This window comes from Leminorella grimontii ATCC 33999 = DSM 5078 (genome assembly GCF_000439085.1).
Lineage (GTDB): Bacteria > Pseudomonadota > Gammaproteobacteria > Enterobacterales > Enterobacteriaceae > Leminorella > Leminorella grimontii.
This window is the reverse complement of sequence record NZ_AUUA01000004.1, coordinates 132,450-144,873: the sequence shown is the minus strand read 5'-3', so window position 1 is coordinate 144,873 and position 12,424 is coordinate 132,450. Positions and strand designations below refer to the sequence as shown.

General features: G+C 50.0%; 11 protein-coding genes. 4 read left to right on the top strand and 7 right to left on the bottom strand.

Features of this window, described 5'->3' with window-relative positions; genetic code table 11:
* The first annotated feature begins 112 nt into the window (after positions 1–112).
* Positions 113–397 (top strand): 50S ribosomal protein L25, encoded by a 285-nt coding sequence (gene rplY / locus G544_RS0109815; RefSeq protein ID WP_027274436.1) that lies wholly within the window; start codon positions 113–115, stop codon positions 395–397.
* A 95-nt stretch (positions 398–492) separates the two neighbouring features.
* Here the strand turns inward: rplY and yejK are convergent, their stop codons facing one another.
* Positions 493–1,503 carry a nucleoid-associated protein YejK gene (gene yejK, locus G544_RS0109810; protein WP_027274435.1) on the bottom strand — a complete coding sequence of 337 codons (1,011 nt, stop codon included), beginning with the start codon at positions 1,501–1,503 and terminating at the stop codon, positions 493–495.
* A gap of 282 nt (positions 1,504–1,785) precedes the next feature.
* Here yejK and G544_RS0109805 point away from each other — a divergent pair, with 282 nt between their 5' ends.
* Positions 1,786–2,013 carry a YejL family protein gene (locus tag G544_RS0109805; protein WP_027274434.1) on the top strand — a complete coding sequence of 76 codons (228 nt, stop codon included), beginning with the start codon at positions 1,786–1,788 and terminating at the stop codon, positions 2,011–2,013.
* A 32-nt stretch (positions 2,014–2,045) separates the two neighbouring features.
* A complete protein-coding gene (gene yejM / locus G544_RS0109800) occupies positions 2,046–3,824 on the top strand; it encodes an LPS biosynthesis-modulating metalloenzyme YejM (protein ID WP_027274433.1) in 1,779 nt (592 codons plus the stop codon).
* A 137-nt stretch (positions 3,825–3,961) separates the two neighbouring features.
* Here the strand turns inward: yejM and G544_RS0109795 are convergent, their stop codons facing one another.
* A complete protein-coding gene (locus tag G544_RS0109795) occupies positions 3,962–6,082 on the bottom strand; it encodes a TonB-dependent siderophore receptor (protein WP_081650773.1) in 2,121 nt (706 codons plus the stop codon).
* A 266-nt stretch (positions 6,083–6,348) separates the two neighbouring features.
* On the opposite strand from G544_RS0109795, the gene G544_RS0109790 reads away from it, so the two are divergent.
* Positions 6,349–7,296 carry a LysR family transcriptional regulator gene (locus G544_RS0109790; RefSeq protein WP_081650772.1) on the top strand — a complete coding sequence of 316 codons (948 nt, stop codon included), beginning with the start codon at positions 6,349–6,351 and terminating at the stop codon, positions 7,294–7,296.
* A 5-nt stretch (positions 7,297–7,301) separates the two neighbouring features.
* On the opposite strand, the gene G544_RS0109785 is transcribed toward G544_RS0109790, so the two are convergent.
* The 5 genes from G544_RS0109785 to G544_RS20315 form a co-directional block, all read right to left on the bottom strand.
* Positions 7,302–8,111, bottom strand: a complete 810-nt coding sequence (locus tag G544_RS0109785) for an ABC transporter ATP-binding protein (protein ID WP_027274430.1) — start codon at positions 8,109–8,111, stop codon at positions 7,302–7,304.
* A complete protein-coding gene (locus tag G544_RS0109780; protein WP_027274429.1) occupies positions 8,108–9,148 on the bottom strand; it encodes a FecCD family ABC transporter permease in 1,041 nt (346 codons plus the stop codon). Before G544_RS0109780 ends, G544_RS0109785 begins: the two co-directional genes overlap by 4 nt.
* On the bottom strand, positions 9,148–10,098 hold the full coding sequence (locus G544_RS0109775; RefSeq protein ID WP_211218901.1) for a FecCD family ABC transporter permease: 951 nt from the start codon (positions 10,096–10,098) through the stop codon (positions 9,148–9,150). Before G544_RS0109775 ends, G544_RS0109780 begins: the two co-directional genes overlap by 1 nt.
* An 83-nt stretch (positions 10,099–10,181) precedes the next feature.
* Complete coding sequence (locus G544_RS0109770; RefSeq protein ID WP_027274427.1) at positions 10,182–11,177, bottom strand: iron-siderophore ABC transporter substrate-binding protein; 996 nt, start codon at positions 11,175–11,177, stop codon at positions 10,182–10,184.
* A gap of 211 nt (positions 11,178–11,388) precedes the next feature.
* On the bottom strand, positions 11,389–12,330 hold the full coding sequence (locus tag G544_RS20315) for a fimbrial protein (protein ID WP_161624118.1): 942 nt from the start codon (positions 12,328–12,330) through the stop codon (positions 11,389–11,391).
* Positions 12,331–12,424: the final 94 nt, after the last annotated feature.

Sequence of the window (12,424 nt, the reverse complement as noted above, 5' to 3'; positions counted from 1 at the left end):
TGCCGTACGGTTAAAATTTCGCTAGAATCGGCCCCGCTTTTATAAGCAGAACGTATAAACCCGCTGCTGGGTCGCCTGTAGCGGGTATCATTTTTTTAAAAGAGAAAAAACTATGTTTACACTGAACGCTGAAGTACGTACCGAGCAGGGAAAGAGTGCGAGCCGCCGCCTGCGTCATGCTAACAAGTTCCCGGCCATCGTTTATGGCGGAGCTGAGAAAGCAATTGCCATCGAACTGGATCACGACATCGTGATGAACATGCAGGAAAAGCCTGGCTTCTACGAAGACGGTCTGACTCTGGTTATCGACGGTAAGTCTGTTAAAGTCAAAGTACAAGCAGTACAGCGTCACCCGTTCAAGCCGAAGTTGGCCCACATGGACTTCGTTCGCGTTTAATCGCTGAACGTCGAGTCCGGAGTCCGGTTAGCTCAACCGGTTCTAAACGTAAAAACGCCGCGCTCGATGCGCGGCGTTTTTATTTCACCGGAATATCAATTCCCGCCCCCGCTCATACGGCGCTGGAGCTGGTCGCGCAGGTTCGGCGGCAGCCCCTTCAGCGTCAGAGTGTCCGTCGCCGGATCCCAGAAAACGCGTTCGCCGAGCAGCAGCGCGTCAAAGCTTATCGTCACCCCACCGCCGCTGCCGTTAAACTTGGTTAGCTGCTTGAGCGTACTCCGGTCAGCCGGGAAGTGGTCCTCCAGCTGGTAGCCGTTGTCCTGCGTAAACTGGCGGAAGTCTTTCTCCCCTACCGGCGGCAGCTCTTTCGCCAACGCGTCTATCTCAATTTCTTCACCGGCCTGCAGCTGGCCGTTGCAGTAGGTATACACCTGCTGGCGATAGGACTGGCGCTCGCTCTTATCAAGCTGCCCTTCCGCGCAGTAGTCGTCGACCGCCTGCAGCAGCCCGCGGTTTTGCGCTTTAGCGTCTAACCCTTCGGCGGCGGACAGGAAGTCCATAAAGAAGTCAGACACCTTTCTGCCCACCCGCCCTCTTAAAAACGTCAGGTAGCGTGCGGACTCAGGATTGGTTTCCCACTCGGTCAGATCGACACGGGCGACGATGTCTGCCCTGTCCAGGTCCAGATAGTGCGTGGTTGTAATATCCAGCTGCTCATTGACCAGCATGCTGCTACAGCTGCTGAGCACCGCCACCAGCAAATACTCTACCGCCAGATAGCGATACTGACAGAAAACGACGATGCCGCCCTCGGCAAACGGATACTTAGCCAGCTCGTCGCGCAGCCTTTGAGTGCTGTCGCGCGTGAAGTCTAAAAAGGGCATATCTCCATAACGGTAGTTTTTCAACGCGTCGGCAAAAGCGCTTTCCTGATTGAACAGCCCGAACGCCTTGCTTTTGCCGGTATAGATACGGTGAAGCTCCGCAACCATCTCTTCCGTCGCCGCGTTCGCATCAAGGGGGGAGTCCCGTAGAACCATCTCCAGCGTCTGTTCATCGCGTTTAATCAGCTGGTGCAAAATAATCTGGTCGATATCCAGACTCATAGATACTCCTCAACGCACGTTTTCCATGCAATATGTCGTCAGTTAGCCCAGGCTGTGCATGATAGTACGGGTTGCGGCGCGCTTCTATTAAAAAATGCAGGTCGCGCGGACAGCTTCGCATCACAGCAAATTATGGGCTATATGTTTTTTAACAGGCCGTGCGCGACTCACCGCACGCAAAGACAAGAACGGAATATTTTCTGCATAAACTACAGAAAATCATCGGGCAATACGGTAAGATATCCGGCCTTAATGCATTAATGAGTAGATAAGCGCAAACCTATGCCACAAGCGTCCCGTTATAGCGATCAACACGTAGAAAAACTGCTGGCCGAGCTGGTTCAGGTCCTCGAAAATCAAAAAACGCCAACTGACCTGTCGCTGATGGTGCTGGGCAATATGGTGACCAACCTGATTAATACCAGCATAGCCCCCGCTGCTCGCCCGGCGATCGTTCGCTCTTTTATTGAGGCTCTGCAGGCCTCTATCAGAGAAGATAAAGCCCACTAGGCGTTTGTTGACAGAACGAAATTAACGTGAACATGGTGATAAACCGTCAGTCCTATAAAGAGAAAGTCTCCCAGATGATTAGCTGGGGGCACTGGTTCGCTCTCTTTAACATCATTCTCAGCCTGGCGCTGAGCAGCCGCTATCTGTTTGTAACGGACTGGCCTTCTACGCTCTTTGGCCGCGTCTATGCGCTGATAAGCTGGCTTGGCCACTTCAGCTTTCTGACTTTTTCCGCCTATCTGCTGATCCTTTTCCCATTAACGTTTGTCGTGATGTCCCAGCGGCTTATGCGGGTGCTGTCCGCCATTTTGGCTACCGCAGGGCTGACGCTGCTGATTATCGACACCGAGGTCTTCTTCCGCTTCCGGCTGCACCTGAATCCGACGGTCTGGAGCCTGTTGATTAATCCGGAAGAAAGCGAGCTGTCCCGCGACTGGCAGCTGCTTTTCATCTGCATCCCCATCATCTTTTTAGTCCAGATGCTGTTTAGCACCTGGAGCTGGCAAAAGCTTCGCAGCCTTAACCGACGTCATTTCGGGCGGCCGCTGGCGGGCATATTCATATTGGCCTTTATGTTCACCCATTTGGCCTACATCTGGGCCGACGCTAACTTCTATCGTCCGATCACCATGCAGCGCGCCAATCTGCCTCTGTCCTATCCAATGACCGCCAGGCGCTTCCTTGAAAAGCACGGCCTTTTGGACGCTCAGGCCTATCAGGACAAACTTGCCACGCGGGGAAATCCGGAAGCGGTCGAAGTGGAGTATCCATTGGCCAGGCTCAGCTATCTGGATGAGACGCCGCGCCATAATCTGCTGGTGATCGTCGCCGACGGCCTTCGCAACCAAAGCATAGCGCAGGACATGCCGAAGCTTTCCGCTTTGGCCGACGAGAATATCCAATTTACTCAGCACTACAGCAGCGGAAACCGGCAGGATACCGGACTGTTCGGGCTGTTTTACGGTATCTCTCCGACCTATATCGACGGCGTGCTGGCGGGCAGAAAGCCCTCGGCGCTGATTGCGTCGCTGACATATCGGAACTACCAGTTCGGTCTGTTCTCTTCTTCGGCTTTTGACGCGCCGCTTTACCGTCAGGCGCTGCTGGCCGACTTCTCACTGCCGCAGCCTATTGCCCAAAGCAATCAGGCGACGACGGCCCAGTGGCAAGAATGGCTGGAGAAACGTACTGAAGGCGACGCCTGGTTCTCCTATATTCAATACAGCAACGGCGATTTGGCTGCGGCGGCGCAAGATGGTTCTCTGAACGCCTTTAAACAGTATTACCGCCAGTCTGCCGCGGATATTGATACGCAAATTGATACGGTGATGAAAACGCTCGTCCAGCGAGGGCTGCTGGACAATACCATCGTCGTCATCACCGCCGCGCACGGAGTCGAGTTTAATGACACCGGCAAGAACGCCATTGGATTTGGTCAAAACTACAGCCGCTATCAGGTGCAGGTTCCGTTGGTCGTTCACTGGCCCGGCACACCGGCGCAAAAAATCAATAAGCTCACCGGCCATGAAGACGTTATGGCGACGCTGATGCAGCGCCTGCTATACGTTAAAAACGCCACCAACACCTATACACAGGGCGAAGACCTGTTCTTGCCGCAGCGCCGCCAGCCGTGGATAACTGCAGGCGACAACAAACAGCTGGTCGTGATTACGCCGCAGCAAACCACCATCATCGGCGACAACGGCCGCTACCGCACTTACGACGCAGACTACCAGCGGCTGGAAGAAAAACCCAGCCTGACGATGCTGCTGCAGGTATTGACCGAAGTTCGACGCTTTATGGCGAATTGATCAAAAACAGGATACGGCGACGTCATCACCGTATCCCGTTTTACGTTCTGACTCGGCATCCATGCGCTATCTGAGGCGAGCATTCCGCTTAAAGCAAAAGAGCTGCAAACTGCAGCTCTTTTGTTTATATTCCTTGCTTACCAAGAATAATGTAAAACGGCGTTAACCGAACGTCCTGGATTGTAGTAATTTGCCGTACCGGAGCCTACGACATATTGCTTATCCGTTATATTATGGACGTTGACGGACAGATTCGCCGATTTTGTAATTCGATACGAGAATGCCGCATCAAAAAGCATTGCCGCTTCACTTTTTGAGGTATTATCCGCATCAAAGTAGTAACTGCCAACATAACGAGTCCCTAATCCCACATCCATACTTTGGTTAGGCAACGTATAATAACCCCACAGGGATACGGTGTGGTTTGGCGCGCTGGCAAACTCATTCCCTTCCAGCGAAGCGCCCGTTCTGGTGCTACCGCGAACCACGTCAGATTTCATATAGGAATAGCCGCCCGTCAAGCTAAGGTTTTCCGTTAGTTCAGCCTTCATCTCGAAATCAAACCCTTTAACCCGGGTTTCACCGACCGTTTCTCGCTCAATCGTTCCATTTGGCTGAACGACCGCCATCGTCACGTCTTTCTTCTTCAGGTCATACACCGCGGCAGAAAACAGCGCATTAACGCTCTGTGGGGCGTATTTGACGCCGAATTCTATTTGCTCGCCTCGTTCAGGCTTTACGCCTATTGAAGGAGGCGCAACTGACTCTACTTGACTGATATAAGATGACCACTCTTCCGTCACTTTATACGTAAACGCGGCACGCAGCGAAGTCTCTGAGAAATTATCGCTGGTGCGTATACCGTTAATGTCGCGATTCGAGAGATCCAGATAGTCATAGCGCGCACCAAAAGTCACGATGTAGCGATCGTCGAATGAGAGATTTTGCTGTAAGAAGGCGGATTTAGTCGTGTAATCCTGGTCATTCTTGCTATAGGGCGCACCTATATTCGGAGTGCCGCTGTAAACAGGATTATCGATATTAATGCTATTGGCTAAGCCATAAACTGACTTATCATGGCTTGAAGCATCGCGATATTCCAAACCAACCAGCGTACTGCTATCGACTAACGCAAAACTTGTATCATATTGAATGATGGTATTACCAATCAGCTCTCTCGAAGACGTGTCCGTTCCGAAATAATAGCGGGATAAATCACTGCCTTTACGTCCCGCATAGTCATACAGATAGACATACCCATAGTTGTCTTTTAAATGGCTATAGCGTAGGTTACCGCTAAATTTGATGCTGTCAGAAATGTAGTGCGCGACCTGCGCCGTCACGTTTGTACGATCAACGTCGTGCTTGTTGTAGTCAGGCTCACCGTAAAAATCGCTGCGGTCATACTCTTTATCCAATGGATAGCCGCCGCTGTTGGGCGTAGAGTCTTGCCCCAAGTAGTCAACGATTAAGGTCGCCGTCGTATCTATCGAAGGTTGCCAAGTGATCCCTCCCATTACAAACTGAGAGTTATCCTTCGAATAATCATACTCTAAATCGCTATCCTTTATTTTCGTCGTCAAACGATAGGCAATGGTTTTTCCTTCATCAAGCGCATCGCCAAAATCCAAACCCACCTCTTTATGATCGAACGAACCATATGACACATAGCTATTGCCAAAGCTTCCGAATTTAGGCCTTTTACTGACAAAGTTGACTGAACCTCCGGGATCGGCGGGGCCAAACAGCGTTGAGTTGGCGCCACGAATAACCTCCACGCGCTCATAGGCATAGGGATCTTCACGTACGCCCCGCATAGATCCTAGCGTCATGCCGTCACGATAGGTCGTTGCCTGAAACCCCCGAATCTTGAAATAGTCGTTACGGTCATCTGATCCATAATAGTCAGTAATTAATCCCGGAGTATATTGAAGAATTTCTTCCGTTGTGGACGCGTTTCTTTGATTTATTTCTTTTTCTGTAATTACCGAGACCAAGGCCGGCGTATCTAAAACGCTGGTAGCTACTTTACCGCCAACCCAAAGCTCTTTTGCAACCGTCGTATTTGCATCATCAGATGGCACTTGGCCATAAACGGTTATCGTATTAACGCGATGAGCTTCTTTTTCCTCGTTGCTATTTTGGTCTTGAGAATACGCTAACCCCGAATAGGTAAAGACGGGCAGACAGAATAAGAGCATGTGTTTTGCGCTACGGCGCGTCTTAGGGAAACACATACCATTTCTATTAATGTTCATAGAGATCCTAACCCTTAAAATTCTAATAGTCCTTGCATTGAAATAATATTAATCAACTCGTTATTTATCTTTCATAGAAAACTTGCCCGTTTTTACCGTGCGATCTATGTGAGTAAAATTTTGCTCTTTAATCCACTTTTAGCACCACCATCAGGTTTAAGCGTGTATGTGCCGCATCGCTTTTAGCAAAGGGCCTTACAGCCGACAGTCGCCGAAAGCATCAACGGATTGATCTTTTTACCACAAATAATGATAATGAGTCCTATTTGCAATTAATTGAATTGATATATCGTTATCAATCGATGCCTATATTGAGTAGTAAAGAGATGGACTTACGTCACCTAAAATACTTTCTTGCCGTTGCTGAAACGCAAAATATCCGTTTAGCCGCGCAGAAGGTTCACGTTACCCAACCTGCTATTTCACGTAAAATCAAAGAACTAGAGAGTGAATTAGGCGTTCAACTGTTTGACCGTTTGCCTAAGGGGCTATGCCTGAACAGAGCTGGCAAGGTATACCAGAAGCGGCTGGGGACAATCATGAAGCAAATAGAAGATGCGAATGCGAAGGTGCGTCAGCTATCGAATACTGAATACGGTTCTTTATCCCTTGGTGCGCCAGACTTTGTGTTATGGGAAGGGGAAGTGACCCAGTGTATCAGTCAATTTTGCCGCGCCAATTTATTGATTGAATTAGAAGCATATTCAGACACGCCAACGGTGTTGCTGAAGAGGCTAGAGTTAGAACAAATTGATGGCGCTTTTTTGTATTATTTCTCTCCACTGTCTGCGGAATATTCAATTCAGCATGTTGCTGAAGATAAGCTGGTTCTGGCTTATCCGACCGGTTGGGAAGGGAAAATTTCATCTTCAACTACTATTGAAGAACTCAACGCATTTCCATCCATTCGCCTCCCAAGAAGCGCTGACCCGCACTATTATGACTGGCAGGAAACGCTATTCCAAAATATGGGGTGGAAGCCGGAAATGACCCAGTGGGCACACGGTGAAAGCACGATACTAGGTTTAGTTGCAGCAGGTAATGGCGTTGCAATTGTCAATGAACGCCATTTTGTTCGCAGCTCCAACATGGTTTCCTATACCACGCTCGATATTTTACCAAACACGATTCCGCTGAGCTTTATATATAAAAATACGTCCAATAACCCGGCGCTAAAGGCGTTTTTAAATCTTATATCAGGCAAAATGCGGTGAGCCGCTTATGCGGCTCCCTTTAGCTTATGGCGCCCTATTGGGATCATCATGGGGATGCTGGATACTGGGTCTTGAATGATATGGTTATTCAAACCGAAAACGGCTTGGATCATATCATTCGTTAAAACCTCATGTGGATTGCCGTGTGCGTGAACTCGACCGTTGATCATCGCCAGAAGATAGTCCGAATAGCGCGCAGCCAAATTGAGGTCATGCAAGACCATGACAATTGTGATGCCGCGCTGCAGGTTAAGATCCACAAGCAAATCCAATACTTCAACCTGATGAGTAACGTCCAAAAAAGTGGTCGGCTCGTCCAACAGTAAAATATCGGTTTCTTGCGCCAACGCCATGGCTATCCATACCCTTTGCCTTTGTCCGCCGGAGAGCCTGTCTACGTCTCTATCAATCAGCTCAGCGGTTTTCGTCATTTTTAGCGCGTTAGCAACGGCTTCATCATCTTTGATATTCCAACGAGACATCAGCCCGTGATGAGGATGCCTTCCTCGACTGATTAAATCACCAACCGTGATGCCCTCGGGCGCGATGGGGGACTGAGGCAATAGGCCGAGCGTGCGCGCCAAGATGCGAGTTGGGCTATGGTGTACCGACTTACCATCAAGCAGCACTTGCCCTTGTGACGGTGGCAACAGTCGAGATATCGTGCGTAGCAACGTAGACTTACCGCACGCGTTAGCGCCAACGATCGAGGTTATTTTTCCTGCCGCTATCTTTAGACTAATGTCTTGTAAGATTGTTTTTTCTCCATATCCGGCAGACAGTTGCTCGATAACGAGCTCATGAGCTTTTGTCACAAAGAGCCCCCTTTCCGATTAACGCGTATGATTAAATAGATTAAATACGGCGCACCCAAAGCGCCCGTCACAACTCCCACCGGATAACGACTTGGTAACAAAAATTGCCCGATATAGTCGCTGAATAAAACTAAGCCCGCCCCTACTAGAGCCGAAGGAATTAACAACGAGCCGCTTCCTTTCAATATGCGGGCGGCAATTGGTCCGGATAAAAAGGCAACAAAGGCAATGGGGCCGGTCACTGACGTCGCAACCGCAATCAGCCCTACGGCACACACAATGACGGTAATACGTGTCAATCCAATATTAACGCCTAATGCAGCGGCGGTATCTTCCCCCATGCGCAGCGCATCAAGATCTCTTTTACGGCAAAGCAGTAAGCCACCAAAAAGAACAAGCGACGCCAGTAAAGGCAACGTTTGATGGATTTGTACTGAATTGACGCTGCCGGTTAGCCAGCGCATCGCTTCTTGCAGGTCCCAAGAGTTTGCTTGAGACAATAAGTAAGCTATACAACTTTCTATCATCGCGGATATACCGATACCCACCAAAATCAGTCTAGTTCCGGCAATGCCGTTTCTATAGGAAAGCCCGTACACCAGCAGTGCAACAAATAGGCCTACGGCAATCGAAAAGGCCGCTACCGATGAACCATCCATTTTTAAAACAATGATAGCAAAGACCGCTGCCGCACTTGCCCCGGAAGAGACGCCGACAATATCAGGGCTCGCTAACGAATTACGCAGCATGGTTTGAAAAGCAACGCCCGCCATGCCAAAACTCATGCCGGCCAATAACGAAGCTATCGCTCTCGGTAATCGTAAATGTCCAACCGTAAAGCTTGCTCCGGGAACATTCTCACCGCTGAGCACTTGCCACACCACGGGCGGAGGCGTGTACGATTGTCCTAGGAGTAGAGTCAACCACCATCCGGCAATGCTGAGCAGCAGTAACCCAATGGTAATTCCCATCCAACGACGAAAGCGCTGCAAGCGTACGTGTCTAACTTGCGTGTACAAACTCACTGGTTCATTCATTACAGCTCTCTAACCCGTTGACAGCGCACAATCCAAATAAAAAACGGCGCGCCGATAAAAGCGGTCACGACGCCGACGGATAGTTCACTAGGCCGCGCAATGAGGCGTCCTAAAATATCAGCGAGCACTAATAAGCTTGCGCCCCCCAAAGCGGAAAATGGCAGCAGCCATCGGTGGTCAACCCCTACTAGCAGGCGGCAAAAATGCGGCACAACCAGTCCTACAAACCCGATTGGGCCACAGATTGCCGTCGTTGCTCCGCATAGCAATATCGCTCCTAGCCCGGCGGCGCATCTGGCCCAAACAACGTTTTCACCTAAACCTGCGGCCAGATCGTCGCCCAAAGCAAGCGTATTGAGCTTTCTTGCCGTAAGAACGGTGATAATTAACCCGACCAGCATAAAGGGAAGAACGAGCAGTAAAGCCTCAAAAGTTGCCCCGCCTACGCCGCCAATTTGCCACGAACGAACGCCACCAGCGATATCATTGCGGGGTAACACAACGGCTATGGTAAAACACGCTAAAGCCGCGGACGTAGCTGCCCCCGCCAAGGCCAGCTTTAGCGGTGTTGCCCCACCCCGCCCCATTGAGCCGATGGTGTAGACGAAAGCAGCCGTAACCGCAGATCCTAAAATCGCCATCCACACATAGCTTTGCATCTGATTAATGCCTAACCATGCGAGCCCAACGACGACAAAAAACGCAGCGCCAATGTTCACCCCGAGAATCCCCGGATCTGCTAAAGGATTACGCGTAACCCCTTGCATAACGGCTCCCGCCAGACCTAAAGAAGCCCCGGCAACAACGGCTAATACGGTGCGAGGGATACGCATCGTAACGGCGGCTTCACCAACCGTATCCATATGGCCTTGCAAAGCCCCGACGATCTCCTGCCAAGAAACGTCGCGCGTACCCAGCGCAACGGAGAGCAAACACAGTAACAGCAACATAGCTATTAGTGCCGCTAAGCTCACAGGGCGAGAAATACGTCGTTTTTTACTCGACTGACAGTCTTGTTTTGAGACAATGACCATCATTTTGCTTTGCGAGCCGCGGTAGACAGCGCCTTAAGATAGTCGTCCAATACCCAGGGTATCGATAACGGCGTTGGATTTGCCGCCGTGGCAAGAGGGCTATTGCCTAACATGACGATAGAGCCCTGCTCTACTGCACGCATTTTTGTCATCAGTGGATTAGAAGACAGCGGGTCAAGCAGCTCTTTCCCACCATAAGTCACAAAAATATCAACATCATTAAATGCGTCGATTTGTTCGATACTCGCTTCGCCGGAATATACGCCGGAGCGGCTTAATTTTTCTACGCTTTCCGGCGAGGCCAGGCCCAAATCCTTAAAGAATTTCACTCGGGAATCATTCGCAGTATAAAAACGTAAAACGCTTAGGTCTGTTGGATCCAAATGAGTAATGAACATCGCCGTTTTATTACGCAATTCCGGGTAGCTGGCCACGCGTTCAGCAATATCGCCTTCAATTGTCGCGATCAGCGCTTCCCCCTCTTTAGCCAGCCCTAAACCAGCACTATTAATGCGGATCATGCTTCGCCAATCGGTTGACCAAGGAGAATCAGGATAGGCAACGACGGGGGCTATCATACTCAAAGTGTCATAATCCGACTGGCTTAAACCTGAGTACGCAGCGAGGATCACGTCAGGTTGCGTTGCGGCGACGGCTTCAAAATCGATACCGTCGCCTTCATCGAATAGCGTCGGCGTTTTTGCATCCAACTCGTTTAAACGCGCACTCACCCACGGCAATACGCCATCGCCATCATCATCACCAAATTTAGCGGCAGCAAAACCTACCGGCACAATCCCTAAGGCCAACGGAACCTCATGATTAGCCCAAGCGACGGTCGCAACCCGCACGGGTTTTTGCTTTATCACCGTAGTGCCAAATGCGTGCTGGATCGAAATCGGATAGCCGACGTTCTCTTCAGACCAGCAGGATGAACTAACGAAAAAAAGCATAAGGGTGGTAAAGGTGGTAATGATGCATTTAATATTAAGCATAAATTTGCAGCCTACTTAGCCAAGACTCGTTTTTATAACTATTAGCCGGATGTTTTATTTCTCGTTAAATGATAATGCAAATCAATAGCTATTGAAAGTAAGTCTCATTTGGAAAAATTCGATTTAAATTATAGGCGCGGGGAAAGAAGTCACGGAACCATTAGCGATATTGGAACAATGGAGAGAGCGCAATCGCACGCTCATTAACGCATTACTTATAGGTCAACGTAAACGTCGCCGTCCCGTTGGCCGTTCCGGGAACAATACGTTCGTGCGTTTGGTAATAGCGCGCCTTTAGCTGAACGCTCTCGTTTCCTCCGTTCGCTGACTGCTGATAAAAACGCTCTTGACCGAACGCAACCGGATTATTATCCGAACGATAATAAAGCTGGATGCCCACTCCGGAAGCCGCCATATCTCCCGGCGCGCCGTCGAGCTTCATTAATCCCGGCGCGCTTCCATCGGCAACCGCGTCAATACGAACGTTAATTTTTGCGGACTGGCTGCAGCTCAGAGGAATATCAACGTTTTCCCACGCGGTTGACGAACCAACGCCCTGAAAGTCAGACTTGTCGCGTTTTCCCATTGGCACAAGGATGTTTGACTTCATGATTGTGCACCCGGCAGGCACAATCTCCCCGCCTCCGCCAATGCTTAACACCGTAATTAAAGCCCCTCCTGCGCCAAAAACGGCATAGTCTCCCGTTCTCAAGGTTCCACCATTAATGTTACCCGTCTTAATCAGTTGAATTCGCCATGAGGGTTCGCCATTTCTCCAGGCTAAAGGATGCTGTTCATCAGTATTAAAAGTACTCATGGGATCGTGCGGCACAGCGTAGGGACGAACGCCATCGGCCATCCAATAGAGGCGGACTCCAACGCCCGCAACGTTCGTTGCCGCAATGCCGGAGCCATCCGTTGACCAACCGTTTTCGTACCTTGTGCCGGTAGTTATTGAGCCACTGCAGCGAGCATACTGCTCGCCACCGGATGTTCCATTAATGGTTGACTCATAAAAAGGCACGCCTAAAGGCGCGCTGGCTTGAATAATAATTCGGTTGGGTAAATTAACTATCGTGCGCTTATAGTTCCAGCCGTTGATGGGCGTACAGCCTGCGTGAACGCATGGCGCCAATGTGGTTAAAATTATCACGAAAAAAAAGCCCCACGTTACGCCATGGATTTTCTTTATATACATAAGTTCTCCCTCAGTCAGGACCACCGTGGCGAACCTCAAACCAATAAAA

What these genes read in the sequence shown, in the direction of transcription:
- rplY (WP_027274436.1), top strand. Translation starts at nt 113, where the DNA reads ATGTTTACACTGAACGCTGAAGTACGTACCGAGCAGGGAAAGAGTGCG.
- yejK (WP_027274435.1), bottom strand. Translation starts at nt 1,503, where the DNA reads ATGAGTCTGGATATCGACCAGATTATTTTGCACCAGCTGATTAAACGC.
- G544_RS0109805 (WP_027274434.1), top strand. Translation starts at nt 1,786, where the DNA reads ATGCCACAAGCGTCCCGTTATAGCGATCAACACGTAGAAAAACTGCTG.
- yejM (WP_027274433.1), top strand. Translation starts at nt 2,046, where the DNA reads ATGGTGATAAACCGTCAGTCCTATAAAGAGAAAGTCTCCCAGATGATT.
- G544_RS0109795 (WP_081650773.1), bottom strand. Translation starts at nt 6,082, where the DNA reads ATGAACATTAATAGAAATGGTATGTGTTTCCCTAAGACGCGCCGTAGC.
- G544_RS0109780 (WP_027274429.1), bottom strand. Translation starts at nt 9,148, where the DNA reads ATGAATGAACCAGTGAGTTTGTACACGCAAGTTAGACACGTACGCTTG.
- G544_RS0109775 (WP_211218901.1), bottom strand. Translation starts at nt 10,098, where the DNA reads ATGTTGCTGTTACTGTGTTTGCTCTCCGTTGCGCTGGGTACGCGCGAC.
- G544_RS0109770 (WP_027274427.1), bottom strand. Translation starts at nt 11,177, where the DNA reads ATGCTTAATATTAAATGCATCATTACCACCTTTACCACCCTTATGCTT.